The sequence below is a fragment of the Paraburkholderia sp. A1RI_3L genome, assembly GCF_048957895.1.
Taxonomy (GTDB): domain Bacteria; phylum Pseudomonadota; class Gammaproteobacteria; order Burkholderiales; family Burkholderiaceae; genus Paraburkholderia; species Paraburkholderia kururiensis.
In genome coordinates this window covers 120,951-143,303 of record NZ_JARCHA010000007.1, presented here as the reverse complement: position 1 = coordinate 143,303, position 22,353 = coordinate 120,951, and the positions used below count along the sequence as shown (strand labels likewise).

Sequence of the window (22,353 nt, the reverse complement as noted above, 5' to 3'; positions counted from 1 at the left end):
GCGCGCGCATCGCGCGCGACTGCATACAACGCGCCGCTCACCGCTCGACCGAGCGATTCCAGCGTTCAGTCCACTCGGTGCGATGCTGATTGATCGTGGTCCAATCCACTGTCGTGAGCTTCGCGATCTGATCGGGGCCATACGGCACGCGTGCGGCAACGTCGGGCGAAAGCTTCACGGTCTTGTTCACGGGACCGAGGCCAATGCCCTGCGCCTGCAACACCTGCACTTCGGGGCTCAGCAGGTACTGCACGAACTGCTGCGAAAGCTGCGGCTGCGCGTTTTCCGCGAGCACGCAGGCGGCCACCTGCAGCGCGACGCCGCCTTCCTTCGGGTAAATGAACTTGAGCGGGAAGCCCGTGTTTTGCAGCGCCACCGCGCGGCCGCTGCCGTACGGCGCAACGATCACGTCGCCCGACTGCATGAGCCCGTCCATTTCGCCGGGCGTGGGCGCCCACGAAAGCACGTTGGGCGCAACCTGCTTCGTCATCGCGGTAAAACCGGGGTCGATGTTCTTTTCGCCGCCGCCGTTCATGCGCGCGAGCATCACGAGTGTGTGCAGACCGTAGGTGTTCGTGATGGGCGGCACGCCGAGCTTGCCCTTCACATGCGGGTCTTCCAGCACCTTCCACGAATCCGGCGCGGGCAGGCCCAGCTTCTTGAACGCCTGTTCGTTGTAGCCGATGCCCGTTGCCACCATGCCGACGCCCACCGCCGTCGCGCCAAGGCGTGCGAGCGGATAGAGGTCTTTCATGACAGGCGCGTCTTCCACCTTCGCGCACAGGCCGAGTTGCATGGCCTGGTACATGGGGCCGTCGTCCATCACGGCGACGTTGATCTGCTGGTGGCCCTTTTGCGCCTGCAATTTCGCGAGCGTGTCGCTGGAATTGCCCGCGACGTAGACGATCTTCACGTCATGCGCTTTCTCGAACGGCGGAATGATCTTCTGGCGATAGAGCTGCTCGTTGGAGCCGCCGACGTTCGCGACGTACAGCGTGGTTTCAGCCTGCGCGGCAAGCGTCGTGGCGAAGACGCCCGCGACGGCCAGCGCGGCGGCAAGCACGTGCGGCATTGAAAGGGAACGCTGGCGCAACGCTTTCTTCATGACGACGATCTCCATTCGTATGTGGGTAGCGGTGGTTCGGCTGTGTGCCTCACGCCGATGCATCGAAGTCTCGCGCGCTGCAAGCCATATCGTCCAATACGAATAAAATACCGACCTATACCGGGTTGATATACCCTAGGGTTTGTCCCGACGCAGGCGAATACGGGCGTGCGGTCGCACGGAAACAGGAGAACCAACGTTGAATCTCAAGCACATCGAGGCGTTTCGGGCAGTGATGGTGGCAGGGTCGATGACCGCGGCGGCCAAGGCGCTCTTCACCTCGCAGCCGAACGTGAGCCGCCTGATTTCGCAACTGGAACGCGAGACCGGGCTCACGCTGTTTCAGCGCACGGGCGTGCGGCTCATTCCGACGAGCGAGGGCACCGCGTTCTTTCGCGAAGTGGAGCGTGCATACGTGGGCCTGCAAGGGCTCACGAATGCGGCGACGCAGATCCGCAACCTGGGCACGGGGCGCCTGCGCATTGCGGCCATGCCCTCAGCGGGGCTCACGCTCGTGCCGCATGCCATCAAGCGGTTTCAGAAGCTTTATCCCGAAGTCACCGTGTCGCTGCATGTGAACACGTCGGGCACCGTGAATCACTGGACCGCCTCGCAGTTCTGCGACCTGGGCGTAGCGGTCTACATCAGCGAAGCATCGAACTGCGAAGTGGAGCCGCTTTCGAAAGTGCCCGCACTGTGCGTGCTGCCCGCCCACCACCGGCTCGCGAAGAAGGCCGTGATTCGCCCCGCGGACCTGCAAGGCGAGTCGTTCATTTCGCTATGCCAGGGGGACGGCACGCGCACGCAGATGGACGAGGTGTTTCTGCGTGCGGGCGTGGAACGGGTGCTCGCCATCGAGGCGCAGTACACCGCGATCTGTTGCGAGCTGGTGCGCTGCGGACTGGGCGTGACGCTCGCGCACCCCATCGTGGCGCGCGACTTCGCGGGGCCCGACATCGCGATTCGTCCGTTCTCGCCCGCGGTGCTGTTTCCCACCTATCTGCTGTTTCCGCCGAACCGTCCGCGCGACAGGCTGGCCTCCGCATTCGTCGAGGTGCTGCGCGAGTTGCACGAGGAATTGCTGGATGAAATGAAGGCGAAGGTAGCGGAAGACCGCGCGGGTCAGCCGCGCGGCAGCGGCAGTGATAACCGCAGTAACGACCGCAGCAACGACCGCAGCGGCAGCCGTACGCTTAAATCGACGCCCGCGCGGCGTCTGCGGTCCGCGGGCTGAGTGCTGCCGCCAGCTACAGCGGATGCGCGCTGCCCGCCTGGGCCAGCAGCGAAACAGCGGCGGCATCAGGCAGGCCGTTGGAATCGATGGCGCCCGCCTTCGCGAGCGCATCGAGGTCGCTATCCACGCCAGGCTGCCCCACGACGAACGGCGTTGTGAGAAACGACGGCTGCGCAAGCGTCACGGCGTAGCGCTGCTGAAGGTTCGCGACCACGGCGGACTGCGCCGCCAGCACGTTGGTCCCGTTCGAAAGCGCCTGCTGGAAGTGCGTATTGTTCGGCAAGCTGGCGACAAGACCGCTCACCGATGTGCCGAGTTGCGCCGCGAGGTAGACGAGCATGAGCTCGGTCTCCGGCGTCGTGTTGATCGTGCCGCCTGCGAAGACCACCGAATGCAGCGTCGTGCCGGCCGAGCTTGCGGCCAGAATGCAGGGAAGCGAGGCATTGAACGTGACGCTGTAACGCCCGCCGCTGTCCGATGTGGTGGAGGCGGAACCGTCCGCGCAACCGAAACTCAACACGGCGCCGGCGAGCGCCCGGCCCGTCGCGGCCGTGCCCGAAACGCCGACGCTCGGCAGCGGGCCTGTGCCGCCGCCGCAGCTGTCCATGCCGAAGCACGCCGTGCCGTTGCATGAGGCGAGCGAGACGGACGTAACGAGAGCAGCCGCGGACAACGCCGCGGCGAGAGGTCGAACTAAACGGACGTCTCGAGCATTCATGGCTGCCTGTCCTCAGGAGAAGAACCCGCGTGCCGGATGCCAGATACGGACCGGCGGTGTTCCTGATTTTAGGCGCCATGCGGGGTGTGTGGTGCATGGCCTGGGTGGCGCGCCACGCGCTTCTCTGACGAAACACGGCGTGGCGCGCGGTCGCGGCTCAATGGTGCAGGAAGAGCGACGGCGTGCTGGTGGTCGTGGAGGATGCGGCGGCCACGCCGGATTGCGCGCTACCCGCCGCCATGCCGCCCATCGACTGCATGGCGAGCGTGCTGTCGTCCTGCGCGGCCACCTTCGCTTCGGCGGCCTGGATGTCGGACGGGTAGTGCACGTCGTTGTTGCCCGGCCGATAGCCGGCCTTTTCCACCTGAATCAGGTCGGCACGCACTTCGGCACGCGTGACGGGCGCATTCGCGGTCTGCGCGAAAGCAAGGACGGGCGCGCTCAGGGCGCAGGAGAGCAGCAGGGCACGGATCAGGGTCTTCATGGTATTCACCTCCGGGAGCATAGCGGCCGTGTCCACCATGGACCGGCCTTCGGGCTCTCCACGCTGTGGTCGGTGAAGAGTTGTACCCATTCTGGTGTTCCCGCACTGTCCAGAAGCTGACCCGTGGATTACAAGTTTGTTATCTAAATCGGCGTGGGGTCGGGTGCGGCTGCGCCGTCATGCCTGCGTCTGCACTGCCTGCTTCCACACCGCTACGCCCTCAGGCTCGACCACCACCCGGCAAGGCGCCTGCTCCACGAGCGCCGTCTCGCCCGCCGCGAAATCGAACGACACGCCCTCCACTTCCACGCGCGCGAAGCGCTCGCCGTTGCGCAGTTCGACGGATTCCACCCGCGCGTCGAACCCACGCGGCCCTTCTTCGAGTCGCACGGCGTGCGACGCCACACGCCACATCACGTGCTCGCCCACCGCGATGGATCGGTCCGACGTTTCGATGGCGAGCCGTTCGTTCACCTCGATCACGCCCGGCGCACGCATCACGCCGCTGCCCACGTTGCGCAGCCCCAGCAGGTCCGCCACGCGCATGTTCGCCGGCCGGCTGAAGACGTGCTCCACCGTGCCCGCCTGGAGCACGCGGCCACGTTCCAGCACGAGCACTTCGTCGGCGAGCAGCGCGGCCTCGTCGGGGTCGTGCGTGACGATCACCGTGACCGCCGAGAGCTCGCGCTGCAACTCGCGCAGCGACCGCTGCAAGCGGCGGCGACGCGGCGTATCCAGCGCGGAGAACGGTTCGTCGAACAGCAGCACGTGACTGTGGCGCGTCAAGGCGCGCGCAAGCGCCACGCGCTGGCGCTGCCCGAACGAGAGTTGATGCGGCAGCCTGCCGAGCAGCGTGGCAAGGCCGAGATGCTCGACCCAGTAGCGCGCACCCACGGCATCGGCATCCACGGGAAAGGCCAGTTGCGCCGCCACCGTCATGTGCGGGAAGAGCCCGTAATCCTGCGGCATGTACCCCACCTGACGACGCTCCGGCGGCAAGGCGCCGAGGTCGCGTTCGCCCAGTTGTACGCTGCCCGCTTCGTTGTGTTCGAGGCCCGCAATGAGGCGCAGCGTGAGCGACTTGCCGGAGCCCGAAGGCCCGATGATCGCGAGGCGGCGCGTCGTGGGCGCCCAGTGGACGTCGAGGCTGAACGGGCCGAGATGCTTCGTGAGACTCAACGTCAGATTCATCGGCAGACGCTGCGCCGCCGCGTCCGCCACGGAACACGCCGGCGCGAATGCCGCCTCGTCGCCGTTCGCGGGCCGCGCCAGGGTCTTCGTATCGCGCACGCCGCGGCTGTACACGGAGAGCATGGCGCACGCCACGGCGATCACGAGCGTGGGCAGCAGCAGCGGCATCATCGCGGGCAAGCCCTGTCCACCGAAGACGACGTAGGTGTACACGGGCAGCGAGTACGGGTGATACGCGACCATCACCGTCGCGCCGAATTCGCCGAACGCGCGCAGCCAGGCCAGCGCGAGCCCCGCCCGAATCGCGGGCCACGCCACAGGCAGCGCCACGCGAAAAAAGCGACTGCCCGCGCGGTGCCCCAGCGTGGCCGCGACGTCTTCGAACACAGGGTCGATGGACGCGAACGCCGAGCGCGCCGCCACGATCAGAAACGGCGCGGCCACGAACGTTTCGGCGAGCACGATGCCCGCGAACGAATCGGTGAGCACGCCGTTCGTCAGGCGGCCAATCCAGCTATACGGGCCGAGCAGAAACAACAGCAGCACGCCGCTCGTGAGCGGCGGCAACGCCAGCGGCAACTGCACGACGAAGCCGAGCAGCGCCATGCCGCGCGACGACGAACGCGCAAGCCAGTAACCAAGCGGCACGCCGCCCACCAGAATGACGAGCGCCGCCACGCTCGCGCTCGCAGCCGACACGCCTACCGCGGACCACGTCGCCCGCCAGTCCACGCCGGCCCAGTCCGCGTGCCCGATCTGCGGCACGCTCGCCACGAACGGCGCGCACAGATAGACCGCGAGCAGGATGGCGAGCGCGAAGAGCGGCCGCCCTGCCGTGCGCTTCATTGGGCGGCGTCGATGACGGCCTGCACCGAAGACGGCATGGCCTGCACGTTGCCGACCACCTTCGGGCGGATCACGTCGACGCCATGCTCGTGCAGCAGCGCGCGGCCCTGCGCGCTCAAGAGGAAGTTGACGAAGCGCGTGGCGCCCGCCTGGTTCGGCGCGTCGGACAGAATGGTGAGCGTGTAGCTCGCCTTGATCTGCAATTCAGGCGCCGGGTGCACCGCGGGAATCTTGAGGTCAGAGGTCTCGGTCGAATAGAAGAAGCCGGCATCGAGCTGGCCCGATTGCAGCCGGCCCACCAGGGTCTCTTCGGGCAGCACCTGATTGGGGTTCTCGGGCGCGCCGAGCGTCTTTTCGACGAGGTCGGGCTGGCCATACAGCTGCGCGGCCTTCGTCATGAGTTCAACCGTGAACGCGCCCTTGGGGTCGAGCTTCGGGTCCGTGCGGCCAATGCGGATGCCCGGCTCCTGCAACACCTGGTCCCAGCGCTTCGACTTGAAGGCCGCGGCAAAGCGGCTCTGCGGGTTGTAGCCGACGAGCAGCGGCGACTCCGCGAAGTTCACGTACCAGCTCACGTGGTCGCCGTTGGCCGCGCCCGTCAGGCTCGCGTTGACCTTCGGGCTCGCGCTGATGAACACGTCGCCGCGCCGCAGCTTGCCGCGAATTTCGTTGGCGATCTTGTTCGACCCCGCCGCGTAGCCGCGAAAGCGCAAGCCGGTTTCCTTTTCGAACGCGGGACCGACGCTGCGCTCCATGAGATTGACGAGCGAGCCCGCGTAGAGAACGTTGACGGTTCCCTCGTCGGCCGCCCGGGCGCTCTTTGGCGCCACGAGACCCAACATTGAACTCAACAACACGCCGCAAACAACGAGCTTGCGCAACATGGCCTTCCCCGTACCGTTATAGAGAGCGATATATTACGACGCTTCCACATTCTGTCGCGCCTTCTGTCGCGCCTTCTGTCGCGCCTTCTGTCGCGCATTCCGTGCGCGCCCCGGCCCGCCTTGCCCGTCGCCCGGACGGTCGATCATGCCGCTACTGACGCAGATCAAGGGTCAAAAGTCAGACAAGGCAAAAATTCAGTTGCGCCGCCCGCTGTTGCGCTCGATCGAATCTGTCCATCGGCAATGACCCGGTCATGACACTACCCCTGCACACCGCCCCCGAAACGCCGCACGTGACCCGCCAACGGTCAGGCGCGCTGTCGCGCCGGGCCGCGGCATCGGCCGTGGCCAGCACGCTTGCCACTGTGTTTTCCCCCGCGCTTTCCACCTCATTTGCCACCACACTAGCCGCCGCGCTAACCGTCGCACTCGCGGCCTGCTCGCTCGCGCCGCATTACGAACGTCCCGCCCCGCCGGTGCCCGCAGCCTGGCCCGCCGACACGTCGGCCCTGGCTGCGTCGTCCCCGGGCGGCTCGTCGGTGAATCAGATCAGCTGGCGCGACTACTTTCCCGACCCGCAGCTGCAGGCCTTGATCGACGAGGCGCTCACGCACAACCGCGACCTGCGCGTGGCCGTGCAGCGCGTGGAGGAAGCCCGCGCGAGCTACGGCATCCAGCGCGCGGACCAGTTTCCGACCGTCAACGCCGGCGCGACCTATGGCCGCTTTCGCGCGCCCACGGGCTTTCTTGCGGGCATGGGCGGCAGTTCGTCGATAACGGGCAGCTTCTACAGCCTGAGCGTCATGGAAAGCAGCTGGGAGCTGGACCTGTGGGGCCGCGTGCGCAATCTCAAAGACGCGGCGCTGGAAAACTTCCTCGCGAGCGACGCCTCGCGCCGCGCCGTCACCGTGAGCCTGATCGCCCAGGTGGCCGACGCCTACCTCGCCCTGCGCGAATACGACGAACGCATCACGCTGGCGCGCGAAACCATGACGAGCCGCCAGGAGTCGCTGCGCATTGTCCGCCGCCGCTTCGAAACCGGCGCCGTGGCGCGGCTCGATCTCACGCAGGCGGAAATTCTGCTGCAACAGGCCGAAACGCTCGACGCCCAGCTCGAACAGGCACGCGCTACCGAGGCCCACGCGCTCGACCTGCTGCTCGGCGCGCCCGCGCAGTTGTCGCCGGCCACCGCGCCGTTGAACGACGCCAGCGTGCGGCCCGACCTGGGCGCCGGGCTGCCGTCCGATCTGCTCGAAAACCGGCCCGACATCGCCGCCGCCGAACATCAGCTGCGCGCGGCCAACGCGAACATCGGCGCGGCGCGCGCGGCGTTCTTTCCGCGCATCACGCTCACGAGTTCCTACGGCACCACGAGCACCGGCCTGCACGACCTGTTCAGCTCGGCCAACGGCGCGTGGCTGTTCCTGCCGAATCTCTCGGTGCCCATCTTCGATGCGGGCCGCAACCGCAGCAACCTCGCGCTCGCGAAGGCGCGCGAGCAGGAGGCGGTGGCGCAATACGAAAAGAGCATCCAGGCCGCGTTTCGCGACGTGGCCGACGCGCTTTCCGCACGCGACTGGCTCGAGCAGCAAACCCGCATTGCGCGCGCCACGCTCGCCTCGCAGAGCGAGCGGGCGCGGCTCGTGAAGCTGCGTTACGACACGGGCGCTACGCCCTTCCTCGAAGTGCTCGACGCGCAGCGCGACCTGCTCGCCGCGCAGCAGCAGCTCGTGCAGACGCGCCGCGCGCTGCTGGCGAGCCGCGTCGCCTTGTTCGCGGCGCTGGGCGGCGGCGTGCCGGCCGGCGCAGATTCCAATCAAGAGGGTTCCACGCCATGAAGCTTCAACCGAGGAAACTGCTGCCCGCCGCCGCACTCGTGCTGATCGCGGCCACGGCCGGCTATTACGCGTGGACGCGTCTACACGACGCCGGCCCCGGCGACGGCTTCGCGAGCGGCAACGGCCGCATCGAAGCCACGCAGATCGACGTGGCCACCAAGCTGGCCGGCCGCGTGGAGAGCATCTTCGTGCAGGAGGGCGACTTCGTGAAAGCGGGCCAGCCGCTCGCGAAGATGGACGTGAACGTGCTCGACGCCCAGCTCGACGAGGCGCAGGCCAAGCAGCGCGGCGCGGTGAACAGCGCGGCGAGCGTCGAGCAACTGATCGCACAACGCGAAAGCGACGTGGCGGCCGCCCAGGCCGTGGTCGCGCAGCGCGAAGCGGAACTCGATGCCGCGCAACGCAAGCTGGCGCGCTCCGAAACGCTCTCGCGCGAAGGGGCATCGTCCATGCAGGAACTCGACGACGACCGTGCCCGCATGCGCAGCGCCGACGCCACGGTGCGTGCCGCGAAGGCGCAGGTGGCCGCCGCGAAGGCCGCCGTGGACGCCACGCGCGCACAACTGGTGGCAGCACACTCCGACGTGGCCGCCGCGCAAGCCACAGTGGCCCGCGTGAACGCCGACATCGACGACAGCCAGCTCACGGCACCGCGCGACGGCCGCGTGCAGTACCGCGTCGCGGAGCCGGGCGAAGTGCTCGCGGCAGGCGGTACCGTGCTCAACATGGTGGACCTCTCCGACGTCTACATGACCTTCTTCCTGCCCGAAACCGTGGCGGGCAAGGTGGCGATGGGCGCCGAAGTGCGCCTGATTCTGGACGCCGCGCCGGGCTGGGTCATACCCGCTACCGTCACGTTCGTCGCGAGCACGGCGCAGTTCACGCCGAAAACCGTGGAAACCACGAGCGAGCGCGAAAAGCTGATGTTTCGCGTGAAGGCGCAGATCAGCCGCACGCTGCTGCTCAAGCATCTCGAACTCGTGAAGACCGGCGTGCCCGGCGTGGCGTGGGTCAAGATCGACCAGAAGGCCGCGTGGCCCGCGAAGCTTGCGGTCAACGTGCCGCAGTAAGGCCGGCTCATGAGCGTTCTCTCGCCCACGCCCGTTGGCGCCGCGCAGGCGGCTTGCGTCGCAAGCCTCACCGACGTCTCGCTCACCTACGGCGACGTGCGGGCGCTCGACGCGGTCAGCGTGGAGATTCCCGCGGGCTGCATGGTCGGGCTGATCGGGCCGGACGGCGTGGGCAAGTCGAGCCTGCTCGCGCTGATCGCGGGCGCGCATGCCATCCAGACCGGGCACGTCACCGTGCTGGGCGGCGATATGGCCGACGTGCACCACCGGCGCACCAGTTGCCCGCGCATCGCCTACATGCCGCAGGGGCTGGGCAAGAACCTCTACCCCACGCTTTCCGTATTCGAGAACGCGGACTTCTTCGGCCGGCTGTTCGGTCACCGGCGTGCGGACCGCGAGCGGCGCATTCGCGACCTCCTGCAAAGCACCGGCCTCGCGCCGTTTGCCGACCGTCCCGCGGGCAAGCTCTCGGGCGGCATGAAGCAGAAGCTGAGCCTGTGCTGCGCGCTGATCCACGACCCCGATCTGCTCATTCTCGACGAGCCCACCACGGGCGTGGACCCGCTCTCGCGCCGCCAGTTCTGGGACCTGATCGACGAGATCCGCCGCGCGCGGCCCGGCATGAGCGTGATGGTGGCCACCGCCTACATGGAAGAAGCCGCGCGCTTCGACTGGCTGATGGCGATGGACGCAGGCCGCGTGCTGGCCACGGGCAGCCCGGCTGCGCTGCTGGAGCGCACGGGCACCGCGACGCTCGACGCCGCCTTCATCGCGCTCTTGCCCGAAGAGAAACGCCGGGGCCATCACGCCATTCAGATCCCGCCGCGCGATCCGTCGAAAGAGGCCGACATCGCGATCGAAGCCGACGACCTCACCATGCGCTTCGGCAACTTCGTGGCCGTGGACCATGTGAGCTTTCGCATTGCGCGCGGCGAGATCTTCGGCTTTCTGGGCTCGAACGGTTGCGGCAAGACCACCACGATGAAGATGCTCACGGGCCTGCTCGCGCAGAGCGAAGGCCACGCCACGCTGTTCGGCCGCACCGTGGACGCGGGCGACATCGACGTGCGCCGGCGCGTGGGCTACATGTCGCAATCGTTCTCGCTCTATACCGAACTCACGGTCAGACAGAACCTGGACCTTCACGCGCGCCTTTTCAGGCTGCCGCGCGAGGCCATTGCGGCGCGCATCGAAGAAGTGGTGCAGCGTTTCGATCTGGCGAGCGTGCTCGACGAACTGCCCGACGCGCTGCCGCTCGGCATCCGCCAGCGCCTTTCGCTCGGCGTCGCGATGATCCATTCGCCGGAGATGCTGATTCTCGACGAGCCCACGTCGGGCGTGGACCCTGTCGCGCGCGACGCGCTGTGGCAGATCCTCATCGACCTCGCGCGCAAGGACAACGTGACCATCTTCATCTCCACGCACTTCATGAACGAGGCGGAACGCTGCGACCGCATCTCGCTCATGCATGCGGGCAAGGTGCTGGTGAGCGACGCGCCCGCGAACATCGTGGCGAGCCGTAACGCACCGACACTGGAAGAAGCGTTCATCCGCTATTTGCAGGACGCCATGGGCAACGAGCCGCCGCCGGCGCCGCTGCCGCCGCCCGAACCCGAAGCGGAATTGCCGCGCGGACTCGAACGCATCGCGGCGTCCCGCCCCGACAGCACGTTCGACATTCGCCGCATGGCGAGCTTCGCGCGGCGCGAGACGCTGGAACTGCTGCGCGATCCCATTCGGCTCACGACCGCGCTGCTGGGCAGCGTCATCCTCATGTTCGTGATGGCCTACGGCGTGAATCTCGACGTCGACAATCTTTCGTTCGCGGTGCTGGACCGCGACCAGACGGTGGGGAGCCAGAACTACGTACTCAACATCGAAGGCTCGCGCTACTTCGTGGAGAAGCCGCCCATCAAGGACTACGCCGACATGGACCGCCGCATGCGCAGCGGCGACGTCAGCCTCGCCATCGAGATTCCGCCCAACTTCGCGCGCGACGCCGAGCGCGGCCGCCCCGTGCAGATCGCCGCGTGGATAGACGGCGCCATGGCGCAGCGGGCCGAAACCATTCGCGGCTACGTGCAAAGCCTGCACTCGGAATGGCTCGAGGCGCAGATGCGCGAGCGGCTCGGCAAGCAGGCCATGCCAGGGCAATACCAGCTGGAAATCCGCTACCGCTACAACCCGGGCGTGGAAAGCCTCGTGGCTATGGCCCCGGCGATGATTCCGCTGCTGCTCATGCTGATTCCGGCGATGCTCGCGGCCTTGAGCGTGGTGCGCGAAAAGGAACTGGGCTCCATCGTCAATTTCTACGTGACGCCCGCCACCTCGCTCGAATTTCTGCTCGGCAAGCAGGCGCCCTACGTCGCGCTCGCGATGATCAGCGCCATGCTCTTGTGGTTCGTCACGCTCACGGTGTTCCAGGTGCCGTTCAAGGGCAGCCTGCTCATGTTCATGCTGGGGTCGCTGCTCTACGTGACGGCCTCCACGGGCATCGGCATCTTCATCTCGTCGTTCATCAGCAGCCAGGTGGCGGCCGTGTTCGGCACCACCATCCTCACGCTCGTGCCCGCCGTGAACTTCTGCGGCATCATCAACCCGGTCTCGGCCATGCAGGGCTCCGCCGCGCTGGTGGGTACCGTGTTCCCCACCACGTATTTCGTAACGATTGCGCGTGGCACGTTTTCCAAAGGGCTCGGCATCGAAGTGCTGGGCGGCTCGCTCGTGCCCATCGCGATTGCGGTCGTGGTGGTGCTCTCCGCCAGCGCGCTGCTGCTGAAAAAACAGGCCCGCTGACATGCGCCTCGCCAACATCCTGCAACTCGGCATCAAGGAACTGCGCGGCCTCGCACGCGACCCCGTGCTGGTCGTGCTGATCATCTACTCGTTCACGCTCTCGGTCTATGCGGAGGCCACCGCGATTCCCGACGTGCTGAACAACGCGGCCATCGGCATCGTGGACGAAGACCAGTCGCCGCTTTCGGAGCGCATCGGCGGCGCGTTCTACCCGCCCTACTTCACGCCGCCCTCGATGATCACGCCGCCGGAGATGGACCGCCGCATGGACATCGGCGCGGACACCTTCGCGCTGGACATTCCGCCCAACTTCCAGCGCGACCTGCTGGCGGGCCGCTCGCCCACCATCCAGCTCAACGTGGACGCCACGCGCATGACGCAGGCGTTCAGCGGCAGCGGCTACGTGCAGAACATCGTGCACGGCGAGATTACGGAGTTCATGCAGCGGTATCGGTCCGCGGCGCCGCCGCCTGTCGATCTGAACGTGCGCGTGCGGTTCAATCCGAACCTCACGCACCTGTGGTTCGGGTCAGTGACGAGCATCATCGACGCCATCACCATGCTCGCCGTCATTCTCACCGGCGCCGCGCTGATCCGCGAGCGCGAGCACGGCACCATCGAGCATCTGCTCGTCATGCCCGTTACGCCCATCGAAATCATGTTGAGCAAGATCGCCGCGATGGGGCTGGTGGTGCTCGTGGTGTCGAGCCTGTCGATGCTGTTCGTCGTGGAAGGCATCCTCAAGGTGCCCATCGAAGGATCGCGCTGGCTTTTCATGGCGGGCGCCGCGCTCGACCTCTTCGCCACCACGGCGATGGGCATTGCGCTCGCCACCGCGGTCGAATCGATGCCGCAGTTCGCGCTGCTCGTGATCCTGATTCTCGTGCCGCTTCAGGTGCTTTCGGGCAGCGTCACGCCGCGCGAGAGCATGCCGCAGATCATCCAGACCATCATGCTCGCGGCACCGAACACGCACTTCGTGATCCTCGCGCAGTCCATCCTCTTTCGCGGCGCGGGGTTCAGTGCGGTGTGGCCTCAGTTTCTCGCGCTCGCGGGCATCGGGCTCGCCATGTTTGCGCTGGCGTTGCGGCAGTTCCGCGGCTTTCTGAAGTAAGCGCTCGGAGCGCGGTGCTTGCGAACGCTCAAGCCGGGCTTCAGGCGGGCTTGAGGGCCACGATGTCGCGCCTGGGCGGCGCGCCGAACATGCGCGAATATTCGCGGCTGAACTGCGAGGGGCTTTCGTAGCCCACGCGATACGCGGCCGCTTCCGCGTTGACCGCGCCGTTCACCATCAGATGACGCGCTTCGAGCAGACGAAGCTGCTTCTGGTACTGCAGCGGTGTCATAGACGTCAACGCCTTGAACTGCCGATGAAACGCCGACGGGCTCATTTGCGCCACGGCCGCCAGGTCTTCGATGCGCAGCGTTTCCGAAAACTGGTTCCGCAGCACGTGGATCGCGTTCACCACCCTTTCCGCATGGCTGTTGGCGAGCACGACCTTTGCCACTTCGTTGCCGTGCGGCCCCACGAGCAGCCAATAGCAGATCTCGCGCACGATGAGCGGCGCGATGACGGGAATCGCCTTCGGCGTGTCGAGCAGGCGTACGAGACGCAGTACACAGTCGGCGAGCGGGCCGTCGAAGTCGGTCACGAACACGCCGTGGCCCACGTTGCCCTGCGCCACGAGCGGCGTGGGCGGGGTGTCCAGGCAGGCCAGCACGTCGCGCATCACGGCCGGATCGAATTCGATGGCAAGGCCCAGGTAAGGCTCGGCGGGGCTCGCCTTCACCACGCGGCTCAACGCCGGCATTTCGACACTCACGACGAGTGCCTGCCCCGCGCCGTATGCGTAGTGCCGGCCGCCGAACGTGGTGCGCTTGGCGCCCTGCGCCACGACGCAAAGCGCCGGCTGGATGATGTGGTGCGACGGGTGCCGCTCGTGGTCCGAGCGCAGCAGGATCAGGCCATCGACGGCCGTGGCGAACGGGCTGGCCTTGCCGGGCAGTTGAGCGTCGGTCTGGCGCTTGAGGAGTTCGGCGAGGGGTTGGGACATGGCTGAAACCTCGGAGGGGGCCTTCGGGCAGGCATTGGGACGCATGTTACTGCGGAGCCGGGCGGCTCGCAGGCGCCTGATCGTCATCGGGCAGGATCAGGCAAGAACGCGGCGAGTTCCGGCATTCGGCTGGCGGCCGCTGCGTCCTATGCTGGCGCCTTTCCAGCCAGACGAGGAGTGCAGCATGCCAGCAGGACCATCGAATCCCGCCGCCCCGAAAATCGCCATCGTCACGGGAGGCAGCCGCGGCATCGGGCGCAGCACCGTGCTCCAGCTTGCCCGCCGCGGCGTGCCGTCCATCTTCACGTACCGCGCCAATCGGGCCGAAGCGGACAAGGTCGTGGCACTCGCCGCCGAGGCGGGTCAGCAGGCCATCGCGCTGCCGCTCGATACGGGCGACGTCGCGAGCTTCGACGCGTTCGTGGGCCAGGTTCGCGCCGCGCTCGGCCAGTTGAGCGCGCAGCGCTTCGACTACCTCGTGAACAACGCGGGCACGTCGCACCACGCGCCCTTCGCCGAAGTGACCGAGGACGCGCTGGACAGCCTCTACCACGTCCATTTCAAGGGCGTGTTCTTTCTCACGCAAAAGCTGCTGCCGCTCATCAACGACGGCGGGCGCATCGTGAACGTCTCGTCCGGGCTCACGCGCGTCAGCTATCCGGGCAGCGCGTCGTATGCGTCGATGAAAGGCGCGGTCGAAGTGCTCACGCGTTATCTCGCGAAAGAACTGGGCCCGCGTCGCATCGCCGTGAACGTGGTGGCGCCGGGCGCGGTCGCCACGGACTTCAGCGGCGGCATGGTGCGCGACAACCCCGAGGTCAACAAGTTTGTCTCCGACATGACGGCGCTAGGTCGTCCCGGCTTGCCCGACGACATCGGCCTTGCCATCGCGTCGCTGCTCTCGGAAGACCAGCGCTGGGTGAACGCGCAGCGCATCGAGGTATCGGGCGGCATGGCGCTCTAAAGCACTGCCGGGCATTCCCCGGAGGGCGCCACGCTTCGTGTATAAAGGGGCAACCCTGAACACGCGGAGACTGCCGTGGCGACCACCCCACCTTCCCACACCCCGCCCACCGAAGAAGGCCCGGGGACCGATGCCCGGCGCCGCACACGGCGCTGGGCCATCGGCGGCGGCATCGCGCTGTTGATCGTCGTGCTGCTCGCGCTCTGGCGTCCCTGGCACGGCAAGGCGGACCTGCACGCGTTGAACGAGCTGGGATTCTTCACGGGCGGATGCAGCGAGAACGGCGGTCCGGCCAGTTCGCCCGACGGCGAATGCCTCTCGCTGCGCGCAAAACCGGGTCTGTCGGCAGCTCAGGTGGCCGCCGCGCTGCCGCAGCTTGCGAAGATCGATAGCAAGCTGGACCTGAGCCTCGCGAATACCGGGCTCGACAGCGTGGACGGGCTCACCGCGCTGCCGAACCTCGAAGCGCTCGACCTCTCCGGCACCGCTGTCTGGAACCTCGATCCGCTCAAGGACATGCGCTCGCTCAAGCGGCTCGTGCTCCACCGCACGAACGTCGAGAACATCGATGCGCTCAAGGCGCTGACCGGCCTGCAATCGCTGAATCTCTGGGACACGCGCGTGGCGAACCTCGGCGCGCTGAAAAACCTGACCGACCTGCGGCAACTCGATCTGCGCGACACCCAGGTACGCGACCTCGACGCGCTCGCGAGCCTCACCCAACTCGATACGCTCAAGCTGGGCGGCGCGCGCAACGTCCGCAACATCGAACCGCTCGCCGGACTCACCGCGCTCAAGACGCTCGACCTCAACGAAACGCAGGTGGAAAGCATTCGCGCGTTGAAGAAGCTGCACGACCTCCAGGCGCTTTATCTCGCGAACACGCCGGTACGCGACATCGACGCGGTGAGCGGCATGCCTGCGCTGAAAACGCTGGTGCTGGACGGTTCTAAGGTGGACAACATCGACGCGGTGCACGGCCTCGCGCAGCTCGACACGTTCGTGCTGGCGCGCACGCCGGTCACGAAGATCGACGCGCTCGCGGGGCTCACGAGCCTGCAGCGCCTCAACCTGGCCGACACCGAAGTGGAGAACATCGACGCGCTGAAAGGCCTCACGGGCCTGCAGGACCTGAACCTCTTTCGCACCGAGGTGCGCAACGTGGATGCGCTGAAGAACCTGCACGGCCTGCAGGAGCTTTATCTGGCCAATACGCCGGTGGAGGATGTGGATGCGCTCAAGGGTTTGACGAACCTGCGCGAACTCGTGCTGTACGGCACGAAGGCGACCAACGTCGACGCGCTGAAGGCAGCGTTGCCGAACACGCGCGTGGTGTGGTGACGGTTGGCACGGGATACCGGCGCGACCGCATCTCAAACCGCATCTCAACGCAAACAACAGAGGAAATCAGCATGCCGAACATCGAACAAGCATTGCAGGCGCACGGCCTGTACCTGCCCGCTCCCATCCACCTTCCCGAAGGCGTCAAGCTGCCGTTCGCCTTCGCACGCGTGGTGGGCAGCCGCGTATTCATTTCGGGGCATGGGCCGCAAAACCCCGACGGCTCGCTCGCCGCGCCGCTCGGCAAAGTGGGCCGCGATCTGACGGTCGAGCAAGGTTATGCCGCGGCGAAGCTCACGGCGCTTTCGATTCTCGCCAGTCTCAAGCGAACCATCGGCGACCTCGATCGCGTCGTGGCATGGGGCCGCGTGTTCGGCATGGTGAATTCGGCGGCGGGCTTCAACAGCCAGCCCGCCGTCATCAATGGATTCTCCGACCTGATACTCGATCTCTACGGCCCCGACCGCGGAATGCATGCGCGCAGCGCGGTGGGCATGGCGGAACTGCCCTTCAATATTCCCGTGGAAATCGAGGCGGAAGTGGAGATCGCGTAAGCGCCTTCGTTACGTGCGCGCCGCCCGTTCCGGAGCGGCGCGCCTTGTCGGCATCACCGCTGTCGGCATCACAGATCGGTGAACACGGCTTCAGCCGCCACGCGCGACTTCGGCAGCTTGCGGTTGAAATCCGCTTCGGCGCTGTAGCCAAGGCCGACCACCACCACGCTCGTAAAGCCCTTCTCGTGCAGGCCCAGTTCCTGGTCGAGAACCTGCGCGTCGAAGCCTTCCATCGGGCATGCGTTCACTTCCAGCGTGGCGGCGCCCAGCAGCAGCGAGCCGAGCGCGAGGTAGACCTGTTTTTCCATCCAGTGCTGCGCGTCCTTCAACTGGTAACGGTGCAGGTCTACGTACGACTGACGCGTCTTCTGTTGCCCCGCCCGTGCGTCCGGCGCGACGAAGCGTCCGTCGTGCTCTTCCTGGCCAAGCACGGCATTCAAATGCGCGTCGCTCATTTCGGTCCGCGCGCAGAGCACCACGACGTGCGACGCGTTGAGAATCTTCGCCTCGTTGTACGAGTAGCCGCCCTGCGCGGCTTTGGCGATGCGCGCCTTGCCGGCGTCAGTCGAGGCCATCACGAAATGCCACGGCTGCGAGTTCACCGACGAGGGGCTAAAGCGCAGCAGTTCGCGCAACTGCGCGATGGTCTCGTCGGGGATCTTGCGCGTGGCGTCGAAGGCCTTCGTGGAGTGACGCGTTCTGGCGTAATGGGCGATGTTCATTTGTTGTTCCTTGCTAAGAGGCTTGAAGTAAAAGCTGCGGGAAATAAGGGATAAAGAAGGCCTAGAACCCTTCGAGTACGATCTTGCCGCGCGCGCGGTTCGTCTCGATCAGCGCGTGCGCGCGGCGCAGGTTCGCGGCGTTGATGGGGCCGAGCGTTTCGTTGAGCGTGGTGCGCAACACGCCCGAATCGATCAGCGACGCCACGCGATTCAGAATCTCGTGCTGGCGAACCTGGTCCTTCGTGGAAAACATGGAGCGCGTGTACATCAGCTCCCAGTGCAGCGACACGCTCTTCGCCTTGAGCTTGCGGAAATCGAACAGTTCGGGGTCGTCGATCAGGCCCACGCGGCCCTGCGGAAGAATGGCTTCGACGATCTGGTCGAAGTGGCGATCGGTCTGGTTGAGGCTCGCAATCAGATCCACGCCCGGAAAACCGATGCGCTTGAGTTCCTCGGCGAGCGGCTTCGTGTGGTCGATCACGTGATGGGCGCCCAGGTCCGTGACCCACTGCACCGTTTCGGGCCGCGACGCCGTGCCGATCACGGTGAGCCCCGTGAGCTTGCGGGCAAGCTGCACGAGGATGGAGCCCACGCCGCCGGCCGCGCCGATCACGAGCAGCGTCTGCGCCGGCCCGGCCGCTGCATTGGCCGCTGCATTGGCCGCTGCGTTGGCCGCTACATTAACCGCTGCTTCAGCCTCTCCCTCAGGCACGCCGAGCCGATCGAACAGAAGCTCCCAGGCAGTGAGCGACGTGAGCGGCAGCGCGGCGGCCTCGGCAAAGTTCAGCGTCTGCGGCATGCGGCCCACCAGACGTTCGTCCACGAGATGCAACTCGCTGTTCGTGCCCGGCCGCAGCAGTGAACCCGCATACCAGACGCGCTCGCCCGGCTTGAAGAGCGTCACGTCGGAACCCACTGCGCGCACCACGCCGCTTGCGTCCCAGCCCAGCACCTTCGGCTGGCCCGGCTCCGGCGCCTTGCCGGCGCGCACCTTCACATCGACGGGATTCACCGAGACGGCGTGCACCTCCACCAGCAGATCGTGCGGGCCCGGCTGCGGGTCGGGCAATTCGAGATCGACGAGCGATTCGGGATCGCTGATCGGCAGGTTGCGGTAATAACCCATCGCTTTCATCGTTGCACTCCGTTTCAAAAGGTCGGCGCGGTGCGGGCAGCCCGCCGCGCTTACGCGTGCGGGCTTGTCACCGGTTCAAGTGGTTCGCGTGGTTCAAGCGGTTCGAAATGGAACAGCTCCGGGTCCGCCGCGAAGTGTGGCCAGAGCACTTGCAGGAACGGACGGAAATCGGCGTGCAGCAGAAACGCGCTGTGGGCGTCGATGCTGTCCCACTCGATTTCGAGCACATAGCAGCTGCGGTCTTCGCATTGCGGGCCGAAGCGATGGCCGAGATAACCGCGCTTGCGCACGAGAAATCCGCTTGCCTCGCGCCATGCCGTTTCGAACGACACAGCCTTGTCTGCCCTCAACTGAAAACGCGCAATCGCGATGACCATGCCTGCTCCTGCCAGGCGAACCCCTCGCCTCGGACCAGATCATCGGCCATGACGCGCGCTTCACCCAGTGGAGAGTCGCGATATCAGTTTCAAAGAATCGTTGAAAGTGGCGCGGCGGTCACGTTCAGGCCAGCCCGCGTTCAGCCCGCGCTCAGCCTGCCGTCAGGTTCGGCTCAGTTGGCCGTCAGGCAGCCGTCAACCGGCGTACGACGCAATGCGCTCCAGCAGAAAGTCGCGCAGCGCGTTAACGGTGGGCGAGAGCATCGTGCGATGCGCGCACACCAGGTGAAGCGGCGCGCTCTCGCCGTCGAAGCCGGGCAGCGCCGCTTCCAGCGCGCCGGATTCGAGGTCTTTCAGCACGTCGAGCCGCGATTTGTAGGCAATGCCCAGGCCCGCCAGCGCCCAGCGCCGCACGAGTTCGCCGTCGTCCGAACTGCGGTTGCCGTTCACGGTGACGACAGTCGGCTCGCCATTCCTGAAGAAGGTCCAGCGGTCGTGCAGGCGATCGCTCAGCGTGAAGCGCAGGCAGTTGTGCCGAGCCAGGTCGGCGGGCGTGGCGGGATGCCCGTGGCGCGCGAAATAGGCCGGCGAGGCGCACAGCACGCGCCGGTTCTCGGGCGCGAGCGGCAGCGCGACGAGCGTGGAGTCTTCGGGCACGCCGTAGCGGATCGCGAGGTCGATGGGCGTGCGGAACATGTCGGCCACGTGGTCGCCGATACGAACCTGCAGCGACACAGCCGGGTACTGCGCCTGAAAGGCGTCGAGCCAGCCGGCGAGCACATGGCGGCCAAGGTCCGACGGCACGGAAAGCGACACCGTGCCGCCGATCATCTTGCGACCATGCGCCACGGCATTGCGGCCCGCCTCCACCTGCTCGATGACGTTGCGCGCGTACTCGATGTAGCGCTCGCCGTCGGGCGTGAGGCGCAGGCTCCGCGTGGAACGGGCGAGCAGCCGCGTGCCGAGCTCCGTTTCGAGCCGCTTGAGCCCGGCGCTCGCCACGGCGGGCGCGAGGTCGAGCTGGCGCGCCGCGGCCGAAAGGCTGCCGTTGTCCGCAGCCGTGAGAAAGATGAGAAGGTCTTCGAGTCTGATCATGTCCGCTTGCGCCGCCGGTTCGGGCTCTTGCATGGTGCACACGGGTGGGCGCCGTGCGCGGAGCCTGCAAGAGCGCGAGGCGGCAGCGGCATGGCGCCGCCGCGTCGCGAACGCATCATACAAGTGCGTCGCGAAACGCGCAGCGGGCGGACCTGTGCCGAATCTGCCGAGTGTGCCGAATCTGCCGAACGTGCTTTAAGCCGCCCCTCCGACGCGGAAGAACGACACCGCGCGCGTCAACTGCGCGCCCTGATTTTCCAGCGACTGCGAAGCCGCGGCCGCCTCTTCCACGAGCGCGGCGTTCTGCTGCGTGACCTGGTCCATCTGCGAGATGGCCTGGCTCACCTGGTCGATGCCGCGGCTCTGTTCGCCCGAAGCCGCGGCGATTTCGCCCATGATGTCGTTCACGCGCGCCACGGCCTGGGTGACTTCGGCCATCGTCTCGCCGGCCTGGCCCGCGAGCGCCGCGCCCTCCTGCACCTTCTGCACCGAAGCGCCGATGAGATCCTTGATTTCCTTCGCCGCGCTCGACGAACGCTGCGCGAGGCTTCGCACTTCGCTCGCCACGACGGCAAAGCCGCGCCCCTGCTCGCCGGCACGCGCAGCTTCCACCGCCGCGTTCAACGCAAGAATGTTGGTCTGGAACGCGATGCCTTCGATGATGCCGGTAATCTCCGCCACCTTCGACGAACTCGAGCTGATGTCGGCCATCGTTCCCACCACCTGCCCCACCACCTCGCTGCCCTTCTGCGCCACGCCGGACGCATTGGTGGACAGCGCGCTCGCCTGCTGGGCGTTCTCGGCGTTCTGCTTCACGGTGGACGTCAGCTGCTCCATGCTCGCCGCCGTTTCCTGCAGCGACGAAGCCTGTTGCTCCGTGCGCGAAGACAGGTCCTGATTGCCCGAGGCGATCTGGCTTGCGCCCGTGGCAATGCCATCCGCAGCCATGCGCACTTCGCCGATCAGCTTTGTGAGGCTCGCCTGCATCTCGCCCATCGACGCGAGCACGCTGCCGCGCGGCGCCGAGGCCGCACCGTTCACCGGGCTCAGGTCGCCAGCCGCGACGCGCCGCGTCACGTCGCCCAGCACGTCGGGCTCCGCGCCCAATGCGCGCGTGAGGCTGCGCGTAATGAGCAGGCCGGCCGCCACCGCGAGCACGACGGTCAGGAAGCAAACGCCGATCAGCAGCGCAGACTGCCGATTGTACTGGTTCTCGGCTTCAGTCACGCGCTCCTCGGAACGCGACTTCGTATAGTCCGCGAATGCGTCCGTAGCCTTGACGAGTTGCGCGAGCAAGGGCCGGCAGCGCTCGTTCAGGGCCGCGACGGCTTCGTCGTGTTTGCCGTTCAACGCGAGATTGACGATGTCGACCGCAACCGGGCCGTACTGACTCTCCACGCGGGTGATTTCATCTGCGAGGCTCTTTGCCTTGTCGGTCGCATCGCCGCTCGCCGCGATCAGATCGTTCAACTGTTTCAGGCTGCTCTGCACGTCTTGTTGAGCCTGCGCTTCGGCGGCCTTCTCGGTGTCGATGTCGGCGGGCTTCGTGACGAGTGCGAGATTGCGGGCCGCGATAGCGCGCCGGTCCACGGCCTGCCGGATCTGCGCGGCGGCCAGCGCCCGCGCGTTCACGCCACGCACGTATTGCGCGAAATTGTTGTTCGAGTCTCGTAAGGCATTGAGCGAAAAGCCGGAGACGAGCAATACGAGGCCCACCAGCACGCTGAAGGCAGTTGCGAGTTTCGCCCGCACGGTCATGCGATTCCAGTTCATCAAGTTTCCCTTTGTCGTTACTAACGTCAGATCTGAACAGCGGACGGCTCTAGTCACGGGTGGCCGCTTCCTATCTGTTATCGACAAAGATTCCGAACCGTTTAGTAAAAAAATCACGCAATCGTTTGCGTGGGAAAACTAAATGATGAAACGCAACGTGCCCGCGCTGACT

At 66.5% G+C, this 22,353-nt stretch carries 19 protein-coding genes; 8 read left to right on the top strand and 11 right to left on the bottom strand.

Going from position 1 to position 22,353, the window contains the following annotated elements; translation table 11 throughout:
• Nucleotides 1-37: 37 nt before the first annotated feature.
• Nucleotides 38-1,105 carry an ABC transporter substrate-binding protein gene (locus PXJ20_RS19780; RefSeq protein ID WP_421031985.1) on the bottom strand — a complete coding sequence of 356 codons (1,068 nt, stop codon included), beginning with the start codon at nt 1,103-1,105 and terminating at the stop codon, nt 38-40.
• A gap of 199 nt (nt 1,106-1,304) precedes the next feature.
• On the opposite strand from PXJ20_RS19780, the gene PXJ20_RS19775 reads away from it, so the two are divergent.
• A complete protein-coding gene (locus tag PXJ20_RS19775) occupies nt 1,305-2,339 on the top strand; it encodes a LysR substrate-binding domain-containing protein (RefSeq protein ID WP_421031984.1) in 1,035 nt (344 codons plus the stop codon).
• Between the two features lie 13 nt (nt 2,340-2,352).
• Here the strand turns inward: PXJ20_RS19775 and PXJ20_RS19770 are convergent, their stop codons facing one another.
• From PXJ20_RS19770 to PXJ20_RS19755, 4 genes are all read right to left on the bottom strand, one after another.
• A complete protein-coding gene (locus tag PXJ20_RS19770) occupies nt 2,353-3,057 on the bottom strand; it encodes a hypothetical protein (protein ID WP_421031983.1) in 705 nt (234 codons plus the stop codon).
• Nucleotides 3,058-3,214: 157 nt separating this feature from the next.
• On the bottom strand, nt 3,215-3,541 hold the full coding sequence (locus PXJ20_RS19765) for a DUF4148 domain-containing protein (protein WP_033351106.1): 327 nt from the start codon (nt 3,539-3,541) through the stop codon (nt 3,215-3,217).
• 177 nt (nt 3,542-3,718) lie between these two features.
• Complete coding sequence (locus PXJ20_RS19760) at nt 3,719-5,578, bottom strand: ATP-binding cassette domain-containing protein (protein ID WP_421031982.1); 1,860 nt, start codon at nt 5,576-5,578, stop codon at nt 3,719-3,721.
• Nucleotides 5,575-6,462, bottom strand: coding sequence for an extracellular solute-binding protein (locus tag PXJ20_RS19755; protein ID WP_277598541.1), 888 nt, complete (start codon nt 6,460-6,462; stop codon nt 5,575-5,577). The genes PXJ20_RS19760 and PXJ20_RS19755 overlap by 4 nt, the downstream gene beginning before the upstream one ends.
• A gap of 254 nt (nt 6,463-6,716) precedes the next feature.
• Here PXJ20_RS19755 and PXJ20_RS19750 point away from each other — a divergent pair, with 254 nt between their 5' ends.
• Genes PXJ20_RS19750 through PXJ20_RS19735 form a run of 4 tightly spaced genes read left to right on the top strand, consistent with a single transcriptional unit; the run spans nt 6,717 to nt 13,280 of the window.
• Nucleotides 6,717-8,300, top strand: coding sequence for an efflux transporter outer membrane subunit (locus PXJ20_RS19750; RefSeq protein WP_421031980.1), 1,584 nt, complete (start codon nt 6,717-6,719; stop codon nt 8,298-8,300).
• Nucleotides 8,297-9,370: an HlyD family secretion protein gene (locus PXJ20_RS19745; protein WP_126879131.1), complete on the top strand. Its 1,074-nt coding sequence runs from the start codon at nt 8,297-8,299 to the stop codon at nt 9,368-9,370. Before PXJ20_RS19750 ends, PXJ20_RS19745 begins: the two co-directional genes overlap by 4 nt.
• A gap of 9 nt (nt 9,371-9,379) precedes the next feature.
• Nucleotides 9,380-12,166, top strand: a complete 2,787-nt coding sequence (gene rbbA, locus PXJ20_RS19740; protein ID WP_421031979.1) for a ribosome-associated ATPase/putative transporter RbbA — start codon at nt 9,380-9,382, stop codon at nt 12,164-12,166.
• 1 nt (nt 12,167) lies between these two features.
• A complete protein-coding gene (locus PXJ20_RS19735) occupies nt 12,168-13,280 on the top strand; it encodes an ABC transporter permease (RefSeq protein WP_413215227.1) in 1,113 nt (370 codons plus the stop codon).
• A gap of 40 nt (nt 13,281-13,320) precedes the next feature.
• On the opposite strand, the gene PXJ20_RS19730 is transcribed toward PXJ20_RS19735, so the two are convergent.
• Complete coding sequence (locus PXJ20_RS19730; RefSeq protein ID WP_421031978.1) at nt 13,321-14,220, bottom strand: AraC family transcriptional regulator; 900 nt, start codon at nt 14,218-14,220, stop codon at nt 13,321-13,323.
• Nucleotides 14,221-14,404: 184 nt separating this feature from the next.
• On the opposite strand from PXJ20_RS19730, the gene PXJ20_RS19725 reads away from it, so the two are divergent.
• The 3 genes from PXJ20_RS19725 (at nt 14,405) to PXJ20_RS19715 (ending at nt 17,079) form a co-directional block, all read left to right on the top strand.
• A complete protein-coding gene (locus PXJ20_RS19725) occupies nt 14,405-15,184 on the top strand; it encodes an SDR family NAD(P)-dependent oxidoreductase (protein ID WP_421031977.1) in 780 nt (259 codons plus the stop codon).
• 75 nt (nt 15,185-15,259) lie between these two features.
• Nucleotides 15,260-16,525: a leucine-rich repeat domain-containing protein gene (locus PXJ20_RS19720; RefSeq protein ID WP_421031976.1), complete on the top strand. Its 1,266-nt coding sequence runs from the start codon at nt 15,260-15,262 to the stop codon at nt 16,523-16,525.
• A gap of 71 nt (nt 16,526-16,596) precedes the next feature.
• The gene (locus PXJ20_RS19715; RefSeq protein WP_421031975.1) at nt 16,597-17,079 is read left to right on the top strand and encodes a RidA family protein; all 483 of its coding nucleotides are present in this window, start codon (nt 16,597-16,599) and stop codon (nt 17,077-17,079) included.
• Between the two features lie 68 nt (nt 17,080-17,147).
• Here PXJ20_RS19715 and nfsB read toward each other — a convergent pair whose 3' ends face one another.
• From nfsB to PXJ20_RS19690, 5 genes are all read right to left on the bottom strand, one after another.
• A complete protein-coding gene (gene nfsB, locus PXJ20_RS19710; RefSeq protein ID WP_421031974.1) occupies nt 17,148-17,801 on the bottom strand; it encodes an oxygen-insensitive NAD(P)H nitroreductase in 654 nt (217 codons plus the stop codon).
• A 61-nt stretch (nt 17,802-17,862) separates the two neighbouring features.
• Nucleotides 17,863-18,936 (bottom strand): zinc-binding alcohol dehydrogenase family protein, encoded by a 1,074-nt coding sequence (locus PXJ20_RS19705; RefSeq protein WP_421031973.1) that lies wholly within the window; start codon nt 18,934-18,936, stop codon nt 17,863-17,865.
• A 50-nt stretch (nt 18,937-18,986) separates the two neighbouring features.
• Complete coding sequence (locus PXJ20_RS19700; RefSeq protein WP_017775193.1) at nt 18,987-19,313, bottom strand: antibiotic biosynthesis monooxygenase family protein; 327 nt, start codon at nt 19,311-19,313, stop codon at nt 18,987-18,989.
• Nucleotides 19,314-19,508: 195 nt separating this feature from the next.
• The gene (locus PXJ20_RS19695) at nt 19,509-20,408 is read right to left on the bottom strand and encodes a LysR family transcriptional regulator (RefSeq protein WP_277598549.1); all 900 of its coding nucleotides are present in this window, start codon (nt 20,406-20,408) and stop codon (nt 19,509-19,511) included.
• 195 nt (nt 20,409-20,603) lie between these two features.
• Nucleotides 20,604-22,181: a methyl-accepting chemotaxis protein gene (locus PXJ20_RS19690; RefSeq protein WP_421031972.1), complete on the bottom strand. Its 1,578-nt coding sequence runs from the start codon at nt 22,179-22,181 to the stop codon at nt 20,604-20,606.
• Nucleotides 22,182-22,353: the final 172 nt, after the last annotated feature.

Coding starts and splice junctions, on each gene's coding strand:
- PXJ20_RS19780 (WP_421031985.1), bottom strand. CDS start 1,105: ATGAAGAAAGCGTTGCGCCAGCGTTCCCTTTCAATGCCGCACGTGCTT.
- PXJ20_RS19770 (WP_421031983.1), bottom strand. CDS start 3,057: ATGAATGCTCGAGACGTCCGTTTAGTTCGACCTCTCGCCGCGGCGTTG.
- PXJ20_RS19765 (WP_033351106.1), bottom strand. CDS start 3,541: ATGAAGACCCTGATCCGTGCCCTGCTGCTCTCCTGCGCCCTGAGCGCG.
- PXJ20_RS19760 (WP_421031982.1), bottom strand. CDS start 5,578: ATGAAGCGCACGGCAGGGCGGCCGCTCTTCGCGCTCGCCATCCTGCTC.
- PXJ20_RS19755 (WP_277598541.1), bottom strand. CDS start 6,462: ATGTTGCGCAAGCTCGTTGTTTGCGGCGTGTTGTTGAGTTCAATGTTG.
- PXJ20_RS19750 (WP_421031980.1), top strand. CDS start 6,717: ATGACACTACCCCTGCACACCGCCCCCGAAACGCCGCACGTGACCCGC.
- PXJ20_RS19745 (WP_126879131.1), top strand. CDS start 8,297: ATGAAGCTTCAACCGAGGAAACTGCTGCCCGCCGCCGCACTCGTGCTG.
- rbbA (WP_421031979.1), top strand. CDS start 9,380: ATGAGCGTTCTCTCGCCCACGCCCGTTGGCGCCGCGCAGGCGGCTTGC.
- PXJ20_RS19735 (WP_413215227.1), top strand. CDS start 12,168: ATGCGCCTCGCCAACATCCTGCAACTCGGCATCAAGGAACTGCGCGGC.
- PXJ20_RS19730 (WP_421031978.1), bottom strand. CDS start 14,220: ATGTCCCAACCCCTCGCCGAACTCCTCAAGCGCCAGACCGACGCTCAA.
- PXJ20_RS19725 (WP_421031977.1), top strand. CDS start 14,405: ATGCCAGCAGGACCATCGAATCCCGCCGCCCCGAAAATCGCCATCGTC.
- PXJ20_RS19715 (WP_421031975.1), top strand. CDS start 16,597: ATGCCGAACATCGAACAAGCATTGCAGGCGCACGGCCTGTACCTGCCC.
- nfsB (WP_421031974.1), bottom strand. CDS start 17,801: ATGAACATCGCCCATTACGCCAGAACGCGTCACTCCACGAAGGCCTTC.
- PXJ20_RS19705 (WP_421031973.1), bottom strand. CDS start 18,936: ATGAAAGCGATGGGTTATTACCGCAACCTGCCGATCAGCGATCCCGAA.
- PXJ20_RS19700 (WP_017775193.1), bottom strand. CDS start 19,313: ATGGTCATCGCGATTGCGCGTTTTCAGTTGAGGGCAGACAAGGCTGTG.
- PXJ20_RS19695 (WP_277598549.1), bottom strand. CDS start 20,408: ATGATCAGACTCGAAGACCTTCTCATCTTTCTCACGGCTGCGGACAAC.
- PXJ20_RS19690 (WP_421031972.1), bottom strand. CDS start 22,181: ATGAACTGGAATCGCATGACCGTGCGGGCGAAACTCGCAACTGCCTTC.